This is a genomic window from Arenimonas malthae CC-JY-1, from assembly GCF_000747075.1.
In the GTDB taxonomy this organism is placed as follows: Bacteria; Pseudomonadota; Gammaproteobacteria; order Xanthomonadales; family Xanthomonadaceae; genus Arenimonas; species Arenimonas malthae.
Genome location: NZ_AVCH01000001.1, coordinates 46,654 through 63,768, shown reverse-complemented (window position 1 = coordinate 63,768; position 17,115 = coordinate 46,654). Strand labels below are relative to the sequence as shown.

14 protein-coding genes are annotated in these 17,115 nt (G+C 67.2%); 5 read left to right on the top strand and 9 right to left on the bottom strand.

The genetic code is table 11. From position 1 onward, the window contains the following. Positions 1-66 precede the first annotated feature (66 nt). From N790_RS00315 to N790_RS00305, 3 genes are all read left to right on the top strand, one after another. Entirely contained in the window at positions 67-933 is an 867-nt protein-coding gene (locus tag N790_RS00315; RefSeq protein WP_043799440.1) for a sterol desaturase family protein, read from the top strand. Between the two features lie 32 nt (positions 934-965). Then, complete coding sequence (locus N790_RS00310; RefSeq protein WP_043799437.1) at positions 966-1,451, top strand: hypothetical protein; 486 nt, start codon at positions 966-968, stop codon at positions 1,449-1,451. A gap of 103 nt (positions 1,452-1,554) precedes the next feature. Continuing rightward, complete coding sequence (locus N790_RS00305; RefSeq protein ID WP_043799434.1) at positions 1,555-1,797, top strand: hypothetical protein; 243 nt, start codon at positions 1,555-1,557, stop codon at positions 1,795-1,797. Positions 1,798-1,903: 106 nt separating this feature from the next. Here N790_RS00305 and N790_RS00300 read toward each other — a convergent pair whose 3' ends face one another. The 3 genes from N790_RS00300 to N790_RS00290 all read right to left on the bottom strand — a co-directional run bounded on the left by N790_RS00300 (position 1,904) and on the right by N790_RS00290 (position 7,115). Next, positions 1,904-2,185 carry a hypothetical protein gene (locus tag N790_RS00300; RefSeq protein WP_043799431.1) on the bottom strand — a complete coding sequence of 94 codons (282 nt, stop codon included), beginning with the start codon at positions 2,183-2,185 and terminating at the stop codon, positions 1,904-1,906. A gap of 29 nt (positions 2,186-2,214) precedes the next feature. After that, positions 2,215-2,991, bottom strand: a complete 777-nt coding sequence (locus N790_RS00295; RefSeq protein WP_169742121.1) for a HesA/MoeB/ThiF family protein — start codon at positions 2,989-2,991, stop codon at positions 2,215-2,217. A 404-nt stretch (positions 2,992-3,395) separates the two neighbouring features. Continuing rightward, complete coding sequence (locus N790_RS00290) at positions 3,396-7,115, bottom strand: hypothetical protein (protein ID WP_043799427.1); 3,720 nt, start codon at positions 7,113-7,115, stop codon at positions 3,396-3,398. A gap of 303 nt (positions 7,116-7,418) precedes the next feature. On the opposite strand from N790_RS00290, the gene N790_RS00285 reads away from it, so the two are divergent. After that, positions 7,419-8,228, top strand: a complete 810-nt coding sequence (locus N790_RS00285) for a hypothetical protein (RefSeq protein WP_156969857.1) — start codon at positions 7,419-7,421, stop codon at positions 8,226-8,228. Between the two features lie 286 nt (positions 8,229-8,514). On the opposite strand, the gene N790_RS16830 is transcribed toward N790_RS00285, so the two are convergent. From N790_RS16830 to N790_RS00260, 6 genes are all read right to left on the bottom strand, one after another. Continuing rightward, positions 8,515-9,357, bottom strand: coding sequence for a TniQ family protein (locus tag N790_RS16830; protein ID WP_084062415.1), 843 nt, complete (start codon positions 9,355-9,357; stop codon positions 8,515-8,517). Between the two features lie 2 nt (positions 9,358-9,359). Next, positions 9,360-10,277 (bottom strand): TniB family NTP-binding protein, encoded by a 918-nt coding sequence (locus N790_RS00280; RefSeq protein WP_043799422.1) that lies wholly within the window; start codon positions 10,275-10,277, stop codon positions 9,360-9,362. A gap of 10 nt (positions 10,278-10,287) precedes the next feature. Beyond that, a complete protein-coding gene (locus tag N790_RS14995; protein ID WP_169742120.1) occupies positions 10,288-12,081 on the bottom strand; it encodes a Mu transposase C-terminal domain-containing protein in 1,794 nt (597 codons plus the stop codon). Further along, complete coding sequence (locus N790_RS00270; protein ID WP_156969856.1) at positions 12,078-12,548, bottom strand: TnsA endonuclease N-terminal domain-containing protein; 471 nt, start codon at positions 12,546-12,548, stop codon at positions 12,078-12,080. Before N790_RS00270 ends, N790_RS14995 begins: the two co-directional genes overlap by 4 nt. Before the next feature lie 1,232 nt (positions 12,549-13,780). Further along, positions 13,781-14,131, bottom strand: coding sequence for a hypothetical protein (locus N790_RS00265; RefSeq protein ID WP_169742119.1), 351 nt, complete (start codon positions 14,129-14,131; stop codon positions 13,781-13,783). A gap of 142 nt (positions 14,132-14,273) precedes the next feature. Next, positions 14,274-14,507, bottom strand: coding sequence for a heavy-metal-associated domain-containing protein (locus N790_RS00260; protein ID WP_052385535.1), 234 nt, complete (start codon positions 14,505-14,507; stop codon positions 14,274-14,276). Between the two features lie 156 nt (positions 14,508-14,663). Between N790_RS00260 and N790_RS00255 the strand changes: the two genes are divergently transcribed. After that, a complete protein-coding gene (locus tag N790_RS00255; RefSeq protein ID WP_043799413.1) occupies positions 14,664-17,114 on the top strand; it encodes a heavy metal translocating P-type ATPase in 2,451 nt (816 codons plus the stop codon). Position 17,115: the final 1 nt, after the last annotated feature.

The window sequence follows — 17,115 nt, the reverse complement described above, 5'->3', positions numbered from 1 at the left end:
GTAACGGCCGGGCGCCCGGTGGTTCCCCCCGCCGGGCGCAGGACTTTTGAAAAAGGAGCCACGACGATGCGTCCCGTGCTACGTGTGACGGCCTATCCGGTCGTGTTTGGCCTGAGTTTCTGGGCGGTGATGGAGATCGTGGCCCGCCCGGCCTGGCAATGGCCCGGGCTGGCGGCCGTCGCCTTGGTGGCTATGACGGTGGTGGCCGCCTTGGAATGGGTGATCCCCTACCAGCGCGCCTGGCTGGAGGATCACGACGATCTCGCCACCGACATCGCCCATGCGCTCGTGAACCTGGCCGTGCTGGCCGGCACCGCGTTCGCGCTCAATGCGCTGCGCGTGGACCTGCCCTCGATCTGGCCGGACGCGTGGCCGGCGTGGGCGCAGGTGCTGCTCGCCGGCGCGGTGATGGACCTGGGGCTGTATCTGATGCACCGCGCGAGCCACCACGTCGGGTGGCTGTGGCGCCTGCACGCCCCACACCACAGTTCTGAACGGCTGTACTGGCTCAACGGCGAGCGGCGTCATCCGCTGAGCGCCATGCTGCTGGCCAGCCCCGGTCTGCTAGTGGTCGTGGCCTTGGGCGCGCCCCCGGTCATCATCAGCGCCTGGCTCACGCTGCTCGCCGTGCACCTGGCGTTCCAGCACGCCAACCTCGACTACCGCATGGGGCCGCTGCGCTATGTGCTGGGGGTGGCCGAGATCCATCGCTGGCACCACAAGCGCGAGTACGAGGACGCGCAGGTCAACTTCGGGGAGTTCTGGATGCTGTGGGACCACCTGGGTGGCACCTTCCACGATCGGCCCAACGGGGTGGTCGCCGGCGAGGTGGGCCTGCGAGACCGGACCTTCCCGACCGCCTATGGCGCGCAACTGCGTTGGCCCTTTGAACGGCCGGCTTCCGCACCGACCGCCACACGTGGCTCGTCCTGAGCCCCGACCGCCCCCACGACAACGGTGATCCCATGCGACTGCGAATCCTCGCCCTTCTGGGCGTCCTGAGCCTGACCAACCCTGCCCTTGCCGTGGATGACATCGGCGACGTGACGCCGATGCGCTTGGTGCTGACCCAAAACGGCCAGGTGATCCTGGCCGAAACCCTGTACGTCACCGAGGCTCCCGCCCACCTGCGCGTCGGCACAGACAACGGCTACCCGGTGCGCACGTGCACGGCGACCCAACAAACGCTGACTTCGGTGAGCCTGTTCGCCGGTTGGCACGTGCAAGTGCAACGCGATCCCGCGGGCGTCCAGGTCCATCTGGTGCAACACGCCGTGCAGACTGGCCAGGGCGCCGCCGATGCCCGCGGCTGCACGCCCCTGACGGCGCAGTCCAACGAGGCCGTGACCTTGCACGCCACCGTGCCTGCGGCAGCGACCGGTGTGCAGCGCCAGGCGCTGGACGCCGGATTTGCGCTGGAAGTTGAGATGGGGACGCCGCTGGCGCGGTGATGCCCCGACTGCGCTAGTCTTGATGGACGGCAATGCCTCCGCACCGGCGCCTGGCCCCTCCAGTGCGGAGCGTCTCCTTGGGCCAGCCGAAGGAACCACGCTCATGTCCAAGAAGGAACAGTCGGGCCCCAAGGTCACCAAAACCGCGGCCAAGGTGCTGGGCAGTCCCGCCGCCAGTCCGACCGCCAAATCGTTGGCCGGTAGCGCGCTGGCCCAGGCCAAGACCAGCAAGCAAAGTTCGCCGGCGACAGCGACCAAGGCCGCCAAGGCGCTCACCGATGGACGCACCAGCAAGACGACGAAATCTCTGGCGGGCAGCGTCCTGACGCAGAAGGGAAAGCGCTAGCGCGCCCCAGCGGCCCCAGATCGGCGAACGGCAAACCAGCCGCCGTCTGGCGCCGGGCGGGACCGGCTACTTGTAAGCTCGGCAGACGTAGGCCCAATGGGCAGCGCTACGCTTTCTCGAGCCCAGACCACGTGCGCCCCGCAGACTCGGTGACCAGCACCGCGTAGGACGTGACCACGCGGCCCGCGGCCACCTGCGCCTTGGCCAGCACCTCGGCACGCGTCGCGGTGCCTTCGTAGTTGTATTCGGCGGGCGGCATTTTGACTCGCCCCTGCTCGGTTACGAGGGTATCGGTGAATCCTTGGTGCGCCATGTACTCGTACAGCTTTTCGTAGTGCGCCCAAGTATCGGCGCCGTGAAGTTCGACACGAACGGTGAAGCGTGGCATGGCATCAGCTCCTGGCTGCGGTGAGAGGATCAAGGCGTGGACGCGGGTACGGGACGATCGGCCTGGCCCCAGACGACATCGCCCAGCGCGAGGGGACCATCGAAGTGAGGGCAGCGGTGCCCCTGAAGTGCTTGTAGCTTGCGGCTGGGCATCAGGGTCAATCGGTTGCCGTCGTACTCGGTATAGAACGCCGGTCGATTGAGCGACCACGGCGTGACAAGTTGCATGAACTTTCCGACGGCCGTCGATGCCAAGGTGCCGTTGGGCCAGATGACTTGGGGTCGACCGCCGGCGGCGCCGTAGCGCTGCGCTTCTTCGGTCAGGCGGTGCTCGGTGATAAAGCCGAAGCAACGCAGGCAGGGACCCTCGGGTACGGACAGAATTACTTGGCCCGTGATCGTGTAGGGCGCTTGGTCGCCGTGCACATCCATGCCCAGGTCGAGATAGGGAATCAGGAAGCGACGGGCAAAGCGCTCGAGCTCGTCGCGGGCGCGGTAGCTGTCGACGCCGCCAAAGATCACGTCGCTGAACTTCAAGGCGTCGCTCACCTCCTGCCAAGGGGCGGCGAAGATCGCCACCTGTGCGCCGGGCTGGATCGCGAGGATGCGCTCGCGGATCACGTCGACCTTGCGGTCCTTGCGCGCTGCCGCCGCGGCATCGAGGCCGACCATCCGATTGCTGTTGCTAACATCAGCCCGATCAAAATCCACCAAATTGAAGCGGCCGACGCCGATATGAGCCAGCTGTTGGGCCAGATGCGAGCCGCCACCGCATAGCCCCACGATCGTGACCTCGGTGTGGGCCAAGATTGGACCGCCCAGACTTTCCTAGACATTCCAGTGGCCATAATTCATGGCAACGAGGGAGACGTCTATGAGGAGCATGCGGTACACGGATGAGTTCAAGGCCGAGGCGGTGAAGCAGCTCCTGGAGCGTTAGTTCACGGTAGTCCACGCCCGCGAGTTCCGACTATGCGCGATGTGCCGGATTATGGGTGTCCACGGAACCGGCAGCAGCCCAAATCCGGTAGTTTCATTGCGGCCGCCATCAGATCGTGCCCTGGGTAAACACTTGCAGTTCGAAAAGGAACACCTCGCGGAGCTGATCGAACTCGGCTTGCGCGATGGGCGTCGCTCTCTCGCTGACACCCCGGCTTGCTTCCCGAAGCGGACAACGCCGAGGCGTCGGCAGCGATCCGCTGGCGCGCAGTCTACGATTCGCGCATCCACGCGGCATCGTCATCGTGATAGCGGGCATCATGCTCGTAGGAACGGGCAATTCCCTCCAGCACGGCGGCGGTTTGCGGGTAGCTGCCCTGCAGCGCTTTTGCTGCCGTGTGGTAATGCTCTGCCAATGTGCGCTCCGGTGCGCCGCCAGCGAGCATTGCGCGGCTATGGACGCCGCGATTGTTGAGCACGCCGACATGAAATCCGCGCCGAATTATTTCGGCGCTTGGATCCTCTAGCAGCTCGCGCACAGGCGTGCACGGCCAGAGTCCGTCGGGGTCGGAGGGGCACTTTGACAACCATCCGCCCAGGAGGCTGTCCGTTGCCTCGGCCCGGTGCTTCGCCTGCGCGATCGCGCGCACCTGCTCCACCCAAGCGACGAACTTTTCGCGATCGACGGCGCCGCCTTCATCCAGTCCCGGCATCCCCCGGCCGTTGTGAAGCAGGCTCCATGCCTCGCTGCGCACACTCGGATGCACTTCAAATTCGGCAATCTCATCTTTCGGCGGGAAGCCGATGCAGACCAGCTCCATGAAGAACTCGGCGTCCTGAGACATCTGCGCTTTGAGCGTCTTGGCGGCTCTCCCGTTCTCCAGGGCGCCCATGAAGCGAAACTCCAGCACGGCCAGATCACGCCGCGGGAAGCTCTCATCGTCGGCCAACGCCTTCAAGGCTTCCGCAATGCGATACCCGTCCAGCAGGCCACCCTCGGACTCCGTTCCGGTGTGGATCCCATCCAGGATCGCCAACAGCCGCGCGCTACCGACCCCGGCCGGCCGAAACTGCAGCGTATTGAATGCGGTGCGGGGCCGCCCGGCTGCCATCAGGTGGTCGACCGCGTAATCGAGGTCCGGACCCTCGTCCAGAAACACTCCCGGCTGGACGTCACGCCAGTACGCGGCTTCCAGCTCCATCGGCAAGGTCTCGACAAAGTCCCACGTGGCGCGCTCGAAAGCCAAGGCGCTGAGCACCGCCGAAAGTTCGTCGTGCGCCTCCGTCGTTCGGACGGCCTGAAGGTAGGCGGCTCGACGCTCCGCTGACATGCCGTACAGGACGCCGCGAAGCACCGCATCGCGGTGTGGGTGGCCGCGCCGAGCGAAGTGGTCCCTCGCCCAGATCGCGGCCTCGGGCTCGAGGCCGCGCGCCATTCCGACATGCCAGCCGACGAGTCCGGGGGTCCCCGCCAACGTGATGAGCCGCTCCACGCCGTCCCATCCGTCCGCTTCGAAGATTTCCTCCAGCGCCGTGGCGCGCAGCCGCTCGCGCTGATGGTCGGCTTCGCGATAGTCGTCATCGCGGCCGTCCGGCAACTCGACCCATCCGTTCTCGAACAGCCAGGCGTGCCGGGTGGGCAGATCTACGGGCGCCAGATCGTCAAACAAGACGCGCAACTGCTTGGCTTCGGCCATCGCCGCGTCGTTGTCGCGGTTGTACGACAGGTGCCAGTTCAGGTGATGCCGCAAGGCATCGCGGACCTGTTGCCGCTGCGCGTCGGGGAACTCTATGGCACTGCGCAGCAGCGCGAGCACTTCGTCGCGATACGCGCCCTCGAACCCGTCGATATCCCGTACCAGCCTGGCGATGCGCTCGGCGCGGCCCTTGGCGAGACTAAGGAGCCGGGCTCCGAGTTCGCCGGCATACTCGTCATCGAATTCGCCCGGCCCCTGCGCGCCGGCGTCGTCGTCGCGCCACCGCGGCTTGGCATTGGCGCTGGCAAACCCGGGCCCGCTGGGAATGAAGCTAGCCAGCGTGTCCCACGCCACGCCCTCATGCGTGCGGATCAGTCGATCGAGCACGTCCAATCGCTGCTTCGCCGCCGCCGTCGTCTGCGGCCACCATGGACGCAGCAGCGATCGGAGGCTGTTGCTCGGCCGATTGCCCAGGTTCTCCGGAATCGGAAACGCAATCAGCCGCGCGAGCACATCGACTACGCGCCCGAGGTGCCGTGGCGCCCAAGCCAGTCTTTCCAGGGCCCACAGCAGGTCGGTGTGGTAGTTGCGACCGAACACCACGTCGCCGCCGCTTTCCGCGAACAACGCCCGAATCGGGACGTCGGGGTGTCGAAGGCTGGCTTCCACGGCTCGCAAGAACACCTCGGGGCTCGCCTCCGCCAGCTCCTGCAGCACGCCGGCGAGCGACAGCCAACGAGAGGAATCGGCGTCTTCGAGCAGGCCTCGCAGCAGGTCATCGACGCCACCCAGCACGACGGGGTCGCCTGTCCCTTCGGCGTAGACGCGCAATTTGGCCAGGGAGTCCACGATCGAGTCCACGACGATGCCCGACTCTTCCCGCACCTGGCCGTACACCGATGCCATCCAACGCCTGTCGTGCTCCAGTTCGAGCGCGGGGTCGGGCTTGGTCAGGACTGCCGTCGCCGTCGAAAAGAAACGCTGCAGCTGATCCGTAGTAATCGACGGCGAGAAAAGGTATAGCAGCTCGAACGGGGCTTTGGCTTTCCAGGTTGTACCGATCTTCAGGACGGGCGCATCGTCCATGGCGGCCAGCTGGAGCAGATCGCGCTCCACGTCTTCGTAGCGCCGGCCGGTGACCGCTTCGACGCAGGCGACATCGCCTGCCCGCCGGCCGTTCCACGCACCGATCAGAACGATGGCGCTTAGGCACAGTGCCGCCGGGTGCTCCATCCAGGCGGGACGGGCGATCGCACGGTTGGTGGCGCGGACGCGTCGATAGACCGACCAGGAGCGGCCGCAACTGCGCGTAAGACGGGCGGCATCGGTGGGCTCTACGCCCAGGTCGACGAGCGCGTTCTCGAAGTCCTGGGCCTCGGCGCGGGCGAGCGAAACCTCCGGATGGCTCTCAGCCCGGACGCGCTTGGCAGCGGCGGAGGCGCGGTCCCCCATGGGCAAGGGCACGATCAGCGTGAGGCCCTCACGAGGCGCGCGCGCAGCGGCTACCGCGGGGCTGGCCGCCACGGCGATCCGCAGTTCCGGATTGGCATCGGCGAAGCGCCAGCCTTCGACGTCGGTGACGCAAAGCGCGCGATCGGCCCAGCCCAAGGCGTGGAGCTGCGCACAGGCGAACGCCCCCGCCTCGGCACTGCTGTCGGCCTCGAGGGTAAGGATCGGGGGCGCCTTGGCGAGCTGCTCAGCGAACTGATCGACTTGCGTTACGCGCCCCGCCGACAACGCTTCCAAGGAGATGCCGGGACGGGTCTGGTTGCGCCAGGTGTCCCAGAACGCCTGCACGCCGCACACGCCCGGGCCCTGCAGTCCCAATTCCTGCCCGAACCACAGCGCTACGCCGGCCGCGGCTTCGAGCCATGCTTCCAGATCGTCCGCATCGTAGGCGCGCACGCTGCGCCAGTGGCCTTGTTCGGTGGCTTCGTCGCGCCAGGCGTCCTTGCCGCGCCAGATGCGCGGCGTAACGAACACAAAGTCACGCTCGCGAGCGATCTCTGCCGGAGTTTCGTCCATTCGCTTCCGGAAATCGCCGCGAGCCTTGGTAAGCACGTCCTCCGAACAGCCGAACTCCCACTGCGACCGCCCCGTTGGCACCCACGCATTGCCGGTGGCGGCCGAAATCGAGCCGTCCCAGCCAGGAAAGTTCAGGGTATCCGCGCCGCGCACCGCCAGCTCGGTCAAGGTGGCGGTGGCGCCGATCAGCCGCCGAACCAGGACCGCAATCCCTCCTGGAGCCTGCGGCGTGCCAGCCCATTGGTCGATTCGCGTGGCGGTGATTCGCATTGGGATTTCCGGTCCTCTGGTTTTCTTGAGTCTATAGCGCATGCCACAACCTAGCGGGGGGTTCTACCTCGTTTCCCCCGGAGGCCCCGTCGTCTGTTGGACGATCGCGGAGCTTCGGCTAGGAGAGTCCGGGTGCGACTTTTGCAGCAGGTGCCCGGCGCAAACCGCGGTAGTCTTGGCCTTTCCTGGAGAAAGCCTGCCACGCCGGTCCCGACAGGGCTTGAATTCACGTTAGGGCAACTCAATGTGCCGGGAATGACTAGGCGGCCAACCACGGATCCACTGAATCTACCTGGGTTGATCTTGGATAAGAACGTCCTGCAGAGCCTGTCGCCTGCGGAGTTCCGGGCCCTGGCGTCCCAATACCTGTTGCTCATGCCGGATGTTCTGTTCTTCGAGTGCCTAAAGGCCGATGCGACCATCCGCAGTCGCTGTTTCGGAGCCCTGCCTGATGGCGACAAGCCGATCCGGCTTGCCCATCACGTCGGCTACCACCTGCAGTACGAGCTGACGCATGGAACACCCCTGGGGCGGCCCGATGCGCATCTTATCGACTGGGGTTACCGATTCCACGAAATCTTGCGTGGCGAGGATCCCCTGCCTGCCGACGTTGCGGCGCAGATTGATCGCGAGAGCGCGGAACACGAGGCCCGGGTACGTGAGTACGTCGAGCACATTCGGCTGCTGGTCCAACGTATTGACGAGGTGTGCTCCGAGCACGGCGTGAAGCGTCCGGAGGCGGCGCAGATGATTCGCGCCGGATTGGCGGACCTGGCGACTGTGCGGGAATACCTCGGCGGCTCGCGCGACCCCAGCGGCAACGTCTGGTTGCCGCCGGTCGAGACCTTGGGGCCCGATAGCGCCATCGTGGTGCATTTCCAGGTCACCCACGCGCTGGCACTTAAGCGCGCTCTCGATCAAGGTCATGAATTCGACTCCGACGCGTCTGTAGAGCGCATGACACCGATGCTTGCTCGGGATCTATTCGATGCGGACTACCTGATCCTGGGTGTGCTGCAAGGTGGTCTGGCGACCCGAGAACTTCGGCTGCGGCGAATCTTTCGATGGCTAAGGCCCGAGGGCGACTTGTGGCCATCGGATGCGCGCCCTTAGCGCACTCTAGAGGATGCGCCCGCGCCGTTTTGGGGCGAGCCACCCAAGTCGAGCGATACGCCTGGGTCTGCGTTACGCGCCGTCCGGACCATTGACTGCCCCCGGGGACGTGCGACTAGCCGGCCGTGTCCGTCTGACCTCATGCATGTCGGATTGACTGGACCGCCCAGACCCTTCTGGCCAGCCCCTCCGTTAGCCGATTCGATCCGCCTTCAGTTCCATAGAGCGGCAAGACTCCAGCGCAAAGGGCGCAGCATTGATTGTGCTTAAGGACCCGGATGCCGGTTCAGAATAGTCCTTTCATATCGATCCAGCCGGGCGAGACTCTGACAGGGAGTGCCGGCATGGCTTGCCACGCCACGATCCAAAGAGCGGCGCGACGCTCACATGGGTCCACCAGGTGTCGGAAGGCCTCCCAACCGTCCGCTCCTCTAAACTCCCGGTAATGGCGGGGGCCTCGGATGAATCCCGCCAGGGCTCGGGGTGCCGATACGTTGGCGATGAGCGGCGGCCCCCTGGTGTCACCGGGGTCGAAAGTCACACGGGTGAGCCATTCGCGCGCGAAATGCGGGCTTCCCTGCCAGTCTGCCGGCCACAGGGTGTCCTCAAACAGGCTGGCCTCGAGTGCTGTACCAAACCGCTCGATCAGCTCCAGAATCTCACGATCATGGTCATCGAGAGCCGCCTGCGCTCCCAGTGCAGACGCCAGGTCAGGATTGAGCCGGTCCCGCGGGAGAATCAATGGGGCGTGGTGAACCGGGCAGATGGTGCGAAGGACATGCGACCAGCTGCGACGGTAGCCGCGAGGCCGGCCCGCGGCGTCGTCCTCAGCCCAGCAGGCCGGGCAAATCGCCATTCGAGCTTGGGGTGCCAAGAGCGCTGGCGAATCCGGCAACCGATGCGGCCGCAGCGAAGGGGCTGGCACCCCGAGGGCCAGCCCCAGGCGCTGCAGCGCGGGACACGATGGGTCATCCACGGTCCCCGCCGGTTGCTGGGCACCGGCATGGAGCTGCGACCACAGTTCGCCGGGCTCACTCTCGTACAGGGTGGCCGCCCGGGCCAGGCACGAGCGCAGTGACTCGTCGGGCCCGGGCGGTGAGACCCACCAGCGGGGAGTGGCTTGTTCCATGCTCACGCGGCCTTGGCCGGTTCGTTCGCGCGTTCCCGTGCCAGCCTGACAGCGGCCGTGGGCATTTCCACCCTCGCCCGCTCCAGGAGCTGGGGCGTGATCTGCTCCGTCCCAGACTCGACCGCATGGGCCGCCGCATAGGTAATCAGTCGCATCATGGGATCGAGCACGCCGTCAGACAGCCGAAGCAGCGCGGTCGTGATCGGCAGCGACGAGAGCTGCGAGGGCTGCTTGAGGGGCAGCACGCGCTCCAGGGCATCCAGGAAATTCACCAGGTAGGGGTCCTGCTTCCAGACCGGCAGGCTGCGGTAGGTGAAGCGGGCATTGAGATGCTCGTCAACCTGCATCGCATCGGGTGCCTGCGCGGTCCCCAGTGCCAACACCGGCAGCGACAGCTGGTTCATCAGGAACTTGATGGTATCCAGAGCAATGCGCTGCTGCCGCGCCGTCGAGGTCAGGATGTCCTGGATCTCGTCGACCACCAGCAGGCGCAGATTTGCCGCCCGGCACAACTTGAGCACCATGCGTTCTCGGTCGCTACCCACGTATCGTTTCGGATCGGGCACCCCCAGTTCGGTCAGGATCCGGTCGTAGAGCGCACGGGCCTCACGGGCACCCGTCATTTCGATCGTCAGGACCGGGAGGCTGGCCGCCTTGCTTCCCTCGGCGGCAATCGGCGGGTACCTGCGTTCAATGGCACGGGCGATCATGGTCTTGCCCGAGCCGGGAAGTCCCGAGACCACCAGTCCGCTGGCCCGGGACTTGGGCGGACTGAAGCGAAGGAAATCGATGTGATCCATGATCGGCTGCAGCCGTTCGTGGGTGATGAAGCGGTCGATGAGCATCCGGTTGGCACGCTCCAGATCCGGCAGTTCGAGCCAGGCCTGGGTCTTGGGGTCGAGGTGGGAATAGTCGGTCATGACAAGCTCCTTAGGTCCATTCTTCAACAGGGATGGGCGCACGGGCCGACGGGGTTTTCGCCGGCAGGGCGCTGAGATCGGTGGGGTTCACGGCAGCCGCACTGGCGGCCGCAGATCGCGGCGAGGAGCGTTGGGTCCGCGGGCGACGCGACGGATGACGGGCCTGACGGGTCTGCGCCTGGGCGGCCGCTTCAATCTGGTCGGTCTTCTCGAAGCCCTCGTCCGTCATCGCGTCCATCCGGGCCTGGGCCTCGGCATCGAGGGCACGTCGGCTGCCCGGTTCGCCCACCGCCCGCCCGGCGATCGCCGGCGCCGTCACGAGCATGCCGTCGGGACGACGGACCCAAACGGCACCGGGGCTGCGGGGGTCGTACCGAACCATGACCTCGTCCTGGCGGATGAGGGGGCTGAGGTCCGGGTGCCAGTAGCGACTGGCGCCGAAGGTGATGCCGGTGCGCCGAACCGGCCGCATCACGTACGGCAGGAAATCCATCCGGAACTTCAGCGGGGCCGCCGGCAGCGCCGGCGGGACCATCTGGCCCTGTTCGTCCTGCAGGCCCCGCTCCCAGGCCACCAGTGGCGGAACTCCGAGGCTGGAATGCCTGCGCGTGTGGTAGGTCCGGCAGACCTTCTGCGTCATCCACTGGCGGAACTCATCCAGGGTGAGGCGAGCCTTTCCGGCGCTGTCGTAGTCGCCCTTGTCACGGATGTTGCTGAAGGTGGTGCCCGGCAGTAGGTGGGCGATCTGCATCAGCGTGCCGATCAGGCGCTCGATGTGGGCCCCGTAGTGCGGCGTCCGCACCGGCCGCCAGGCCAGGTCGATCCCATGGTCCTGGCAGCCACGCTGCAGCGCCATGCTGCGGAAGTCCTTGCCGTTGTCGACCAGGATCTTCTTGGGCTTGCCGTACATGGGCCAGATGCCGGGATCGCCCTCGTTCTCGGGCTTGGGCAGCACCGTGTGCTCCACGCACAGGGAGACAGAAACCGCGGAAGGGGGATCCATGGAGATGTACATGCCCATGACGCAGCGGGTCGCCACGTCGATGGCCACGGTGACCCACGGACGTCCGATCACGGTTAGGCGGTCATCGCTCAGGACGAGGACGTCGGCCGGGGTGTGGTCAATTTCCAGAAGATCCAGGGGCCGTTCCGCCTCCAACTTGCCGGTGCGGGCCTCCCAGCGTTGCTTGGCCGCCTTGCAACCCAGCCGGGCGCGGTCCGCCTGGTAGCCGTCTTCACGGGCGATTCGGGTCAGCACCGCGGATCGGGACGGCGGCTTGAGCTTGAGTCGCCGAGCCAGGGAGCGGGCACGGACAACCACGTATTCCTTGGACGGTCGTTCCCGGCGCAGGTAGTGCTTGGCAATGACGTGCTTGATCAGCGCATCGACCTCCGGATCCAGCTGATTTAGTCCGAGCGGCCGACCTCCCGGGCTTCGGGCCAAGGCGCTGGCGCGCGGGTCCTTCCTGAAGGTCGCACGGGACCTCTGAAGCTGCCTGACGCTGATGCCGTGACGCTTGGCGAGCTTTTCGAGCTCGCTGCGGGCAACGGTGGTCCGGCTGTTCAGGGGCGTCAGGTCCTTGGCAAGGTCACAGCAGCGCTTCCATTCCGCAGCAGGGATTCCTTCGAAGGAGGAGGCTGCCGCAGTCTTGGGCAGCGCCTCGATCCGGGCGATCGCGACGGAACTGACCGCCCCCGTGGCCACATCACGCACACGCATGTGAGTGAGCGAGTCGGCCCCGTCGATCTGAATGACCCGGCCATTGGCGACACAGGTCGTGCCTGGGGTGAGTTCGAGCGTCATGGCCGCGCCCTCCCCGTCCGAAGGTGACATTCGGTAAGCACGACCGTGGCGAAGCCGAGCAACCGGCGAACAGCCGCCAAGCGGCAGCTCACCGCGTCAGGATCACGTTTCAACAAGGACGTCGACTTGATTTCGACGACCGTCCAACGTCGAAATCCCAACCGGACAATGGCGCGGGTGACCCGGTCGTAGACCACCAGGAAGTCAGGTGTATACCGGTGGACGCCCTGGTCATCCGCGTAGCGGAGAGTGAACGGCTGTGCGTGGATGGCCACCAGGCCGGCGTGTCGCGAGAAGAACGCAATGGCATTCGCCTCGAGATCGCTCTCTACGGGCACGGACTGGGTGGGTGGCGTCCAGGCAACGCGACCGCAGACGTGTCTCCCATGGGAGAGCGGAATTTCTCGAGCGGACCATCGAATGGCGCCGTCCATTCTGGACGGCGGGAGTTGATGCATGGCTTTCATGGGAATTTCTCCAAGGCACAGAGCGGCCCCGACATGGGTCGGGGCGACGATTCGGCTTGTGGTCAACAGATGCCCATGGGGTGCCCTCCCTTGAATGAGAGGCTTCCATGCCAGGGGGCTTGGAGACTGTGGATGTCCCACAAGGACGCTCTGCCTTGAGCTGCTCACGCTCCATCGGGGATGGCGACGCATCGTCCGTGCCGGCGGCTCGAGGCGCGCTGGCGGAGGTGAGTAAAGGGACGCTAGCGGTGTTTCTCGCCCGCGAAAGTTAGACGAGGTTCTGCCGAAATGTGTTTACCCCGCGCCACGCAGGGGTTTCGCGCTCGTTGGCGGCCCCGGGCGTCGCCGGGTGGAGGCCGCTTGCGCAACCGGCTGTTCGCTGGCCGGTATCCGCTTTACCGTGACGTTAGATGCCAGCATGCTCCGTAATGCTGTCGCACGCCATCCGCAACCCCCGGTTCCCGGAGGACAAGGTTAGAAGAAATGTCTATATCTTTCCGCAACTTGCCCAGGGGCTGTCACGGTGCGCCGCGGTTTGGCGGACTGTGACAGCACCCCACCGTCTCAGGAATCGGGTGAACCTGCCCCAGCCGCTGGGCTGCGACGCGAGAACACCACCTCCATCACAAGATAAGCCCCGAGAGCCGCACCCGATGCGATGCCCGCGCTTGGACCGCCAAACAGAGCAACCAGGGCGACCGCCGCAACGCCCGCCATGGCGCCACGCAGTCTCGGGCGAAACAGGAACAGGCATGCTGCCAAAGAGGTTCCAAACGCCCACGGATACCAGTTGAGCAATGAAACCATTCGACTGAAAGCCGATGGCATTCTGGTGGGCGCCGTGAATTCGTGCCCTCTGTCCGCCAACGTCCTGTCTCGTTCCTCAGCGCTGACCAGCGCCCCCTCCTTGTACGACGCGTCATAAAACGCCCTGATGCGATCCTCAGCAAGCCGAGGGTCAACGGGCGCACCGAGATGAAAACCGACCACAAGGGTGCACAGGGCGGCGAGACTGAAGGCCAAGAGCACTCGCGCCCCGCTGGTGAGAAAGATTGAATTCATCCCAATCCCCGGGCCCAGGCGTCAACGAGCCGCCGCAGCCAGCCAGGCCGCTCTCACCGCTTCCCCCTTGGGCGTCACCGGGTCCCTGGACGCAGGTGCTCCCGGCGGATCCTGGCCAGCGCAGCCACCAAGCGCGCCCAATGCGAGCAGAAGGGCAGCCAGAATCCGAGTCACGCGGCCGCCTCCTTTCGCCGCCCGAGCAACATCGCCAGCACGCCTTCGAAGCGGTCGATCTCCCCCGCTTCGCCGCTGGACCGCGTGTAGACGTCGGCATCGTCGCAGACGCGCAGCACGCGGCACTGGCCGGCGCCGGCATCGTCTTCGGTGATTTCCGCCTCGTAGATGCATTCGCCTGTCCAGGCGCGCCACACGCGCAGCAGGCCTTGGTCCAGCCAGACCACCCAGCGGTCCTCGAGCGACGTGGGCCACAGGCCCTGCCGCAGCAGGGCCATTTCCTCGGGCGTGAACACGCGCTGGCAACGGACCGGCCAGGCCAGGCGCATCACGCGAAGGCGGTTCAACCACTCGTCTCGTTCGTCCATGGCGCTCGGGTCGGGAAGGCGTGTCGGGGATTGTGCCGGCTTGGCGGCTCAATAAGTGAGACGGCGTCGCCGTTCCGGCCCGGCCGCCGGGCGCCCGGCCGGGGGTGGGAAGAATTCCCGCTCAGCCGTGGCAAGTCCCGCAGCACGACTTCGGCGCCGGCTCCGCCGGCACGGCCGAATAGCCTTCGGCGGCCAGCGCGGCCACGACCTGGCCGGCGTCCAGCGCACCGGCCACGTCCACCGTGCCGGCCAGCAGGTCCACCTTGACCTCGGCGCCGGGGTCCAGCGCCTTGAGCACGCGCGGCACCAGCACGGCGCAGCTGCCGCATTCCATCGGGGAGACATTGAATTTCATGGCTTTTCCTTGGTTGGGAACCGGCAAGCGGCCGGCACCGCACACGCTCCGGCTTCCCACGGCGGCAGGGTCAAGGCGCGCGGTGCGTGACAAAAGGCGTTGACCTTCCCATGATGGGAGGCCGGAGGCTGGCCCTACCCCAGGCAGGAGCAAGCCATGAACACCCCGCTTCTTATCCCTCCCACAGACGTCGCCAGCCGATTCCGCTTCGGCGTGACCGGCATGACCTGCGCGTCCTGCGCGGGCCGCGTCGAAAAGGCCCTGGCCAAGGTGCCGGGCGTGCTGTCGGCCAGCGTGAACCTGGCCACCGAAACCGCCGACGTCGGCACCGACGGCAGCGTGTCGGCCGCCGCGATCACCACGGCAGTGGAAGGCGCCGGCTACGGCGTCGCCATCGAAGAAGTCTCGATGGCCATCCTCGGCATGACCTGCGCATCCTGCGTCGGCCGCGTTGAGAAGGCGCTGGCGAAGGTGCCCGGCGTGCAGTCCGCGAGCGTCAACCTGGCCACCGAAACCGCCAGCGTGCGCGTGACCGCCGGCACGCCGCGCGAGGCGCTGGTGCAGGCCGTGGCCACCGCCGGTTACGAGGTGGCGCCGGAAGCCGCGCCAACCGCCGCCGGCACCGCCCCCACTCCCCCGCCCGCCCAGGTCGCGGCCCACGACCGTGAACGCCGCCACCTCATCCTCGCCGCCCTGCTCTCGCTGCCGCTGGCGGTGCCCATGCTCGGCATGCCTTTCGACCAGCACTGGGCCCTGCCCGGCTGGTGGCAGCTGGTGCTGGCCACGCCGGTGCAGTTCTGGCTGGGTGCGCGCTTCTATCGCGCCGCGTGGAAGGCGCTGAAGGCGCGCGCCGGCAACATGGACGTGCTGGTCGCGCTGGGCACCAGCGCCGGTTATGGCCTGAGCCTCTACCACCTGCTCTTCACCAAGCCGCACCACGGCGAACCGCCGCTGTATTTCGAAGCCTCGGCGGTGATCATCACGCTCATCCTGATGGGCAAGTGGCTCGAAGCCCGCGCCAAGCGCCAGACCACCGAAGCCATCCGCGCGCTGCAGGCGCTGCGGCCCGCCACCGCGCGGGTGCGCCATGCCAACGGCCATGAACAGGAAGTGCCCGTGGCCAGCGTGGTGGTCGGCGACCACGTGGTCGTGCGCCCGGGCGAACGCTTCCCGGTGGACGGCGACGTCATCGAAGGCCGCAGCCACAGCGACGAGTCGCTGGTGAGCGGCGAATCGCTGCCGGTGGCCAAGGAGCCCGGCGACCGCGTCACCGGCGGCGCGGTGAACGCCGAAGGCCGCCTCGTGGTGCGCACCACCGCGGTGGGCGCGGAATCGGCGCTGGCGCGCATCATCCGCCTGGTCGAGGACGCGCAGGCGAAGAAGGCGCCCATCCAGCGCATCGTCGACCGCGTGAGCGCGGTGTTCGTGCCGGTCGTGGTGGTCATCGCCCTGGCCACGCTGCTGGCCTGGGGCCTGGCCAGCGGCGACTGGACCCAGGCGGTGCTCAACGCCGTGGCAGTGCTGGTCATCGCCTGCCCCTGCGCCCTGGGCCTGGCCACGCCCACGGCCATCATGGCCGGCACCGGCGTCGCCGCCCGCGCCGGCATCCTGATCAAGGACGCCGAGGCGCTGGAAACCACCCGCGCGCTGCGCACCGTCGCCTTCGACAAGACCGGCACGCTCACCGCCGGGCGGCCGCGCGTGGTCGCCGTCGAGGCGCTCGATGCCGGCCCCGACGCGGTGCTGTCGGAAGCCGCCGCGCTGCAGTCCGGCAGCGAACACCCGCTCGCGCGCGCCGTGCTGGACGCCGCCGGCGAGGCGAAACTCGCCGTCGCGCCGGCCACCGGCATCGCCGCCATTCCCGGGCGCGGCATCGAAGGCCGCATCGCCGGTCGTCGCCACCTGCTCGGCAGCGGCCGGCTGATGCAGGAGCACGGCATCCGCACCGCACCCCTCGACGCCGCCGCGCAGCGGCTGGCGGCCCAGGGACGCACCGTGTCCTGGCTTGCCGCCGACACCGGCGCCGGCTTCGCCCTGCGCGGCCTGCTCGCCTTCGGCGACCCGCCGCGCGCCGAGGCCACCGAGGCCATCGCCGCGCTGCACGCCATGGGCCTGCGCACGGTGATGGTGTCGGGCGACAACCGCGGCGCGGCCAATGCCATCGCCTCGGCGCTGGGCATCGCCCCGGAGGACGTGATGGCCGAAGTGCTGCCCGGCGAAAAGGCCGAGGTCATCCGCGGCCTCGCGCACGAAGGCCGCGTGGCCATGGTGGGCGACGGCATCAACGATGCACCGGCGCTGGCCGCCGCCGACGTCGGCTTCGCCATGGGCAGCGGCACCGACGTGGCCATGCACGCCGCCGGCGTCACGCTGATGCGCCCGGATCCCCGCCTGGTGGCCGACGCCATCGACATTTCCCGGCGCACCACCCGCAAGATCCACCAGAACCTGTTCTGGGCCTTCATATACAACCTGGTGGGCATCCCGCTGGCCGCGGCCGGCCTGCTCAACCCGGTGGTCGCCGGAGCCGCGATGGCGCTGTCGAGCGTCAGCGTGGTGTCCAATACCCTGCTGCTGCGGCGCTGGTCGCCGCGTGCGCGGCACTGAA

Bases quoted from the DNA above. Each gene is read 5' to 3' on its own strand.
- N790_RS00315 (WP_043799440.1), top strand. From the start codon at position 67: ATGCGTCCCGTGCTACGTGTGACGGCCTATCCGGTCGTGTTTGGCCTG.
- N790_RS00310 (WP_043799437.1), top strand. From the start codon at position 966: ATGCGACTGCGAATCCTCGCCCTTCTGGGCGTCCTGAGCCTGACCAAC.
- N790_RS00305 (WP_043799434.1), top strand. From the start codon at position 1,555: ATGTCCAAGAAGGAACAGTCGGGCCCCAAGGTCACCAAAACCGCGGCC.
- N790_RS00300 (WP_043799431.1), bottom strand. From the start codon at position 2,185: ATGCCACGCTTCACCGTTCGTGTCGAACTTCACGGCGCCGATACTTGG.
- N790_RS00290 (WP_043799427.1), bottom strand. From the start codon at position 7,115: ATGCGAATCACCGCCACGCGAATCGACCAATGGGCTGGCACGCCGCAG.
- N790_RS16830 (WP_084062415.1), bottom strand. From the start codon at position 9,357: ATGGAACAAGCCACTCCCCGCTGGTGGGTCTCACCGCCCGGGCCCGAC.
- N790_RS00280 (WP_043799422.1), bottom strand. From the start codon at position 10,277: ATGACCGACTATTCCCACCTCGACCCCAAGACCCAGGCCTGGCTCGAA.
- N790_RS14995 (WP_169742120.1), bottom strand. From the start codon at position 12,081: ATGACGCTCGAACTCACCCCAGGCACGACCTGTGTCGCCAATGGCCGG.
- N790_RS00270 (WP_156969856.1), bottom strand. From the start codon at position 12,548: ATGAAAGCCATGCATCAACTCCCGCCGTCCAGAATGGACGGCGCCATT.
- N790_RS00260 (WP_052385535.1), bottom strand. From the start codon at position 14,507: ATGAAATTCAATGTCTCCCCGATGGAATGCGGCAGCTGCGCCGTGCTG.
- N790_RS00255 (WP_043799413.1), top strand. From the start codon at position 14,664: ATGAACACCCCGCTTCTTATCCCTCCCACAGACGTCGCCAGCCGATTC.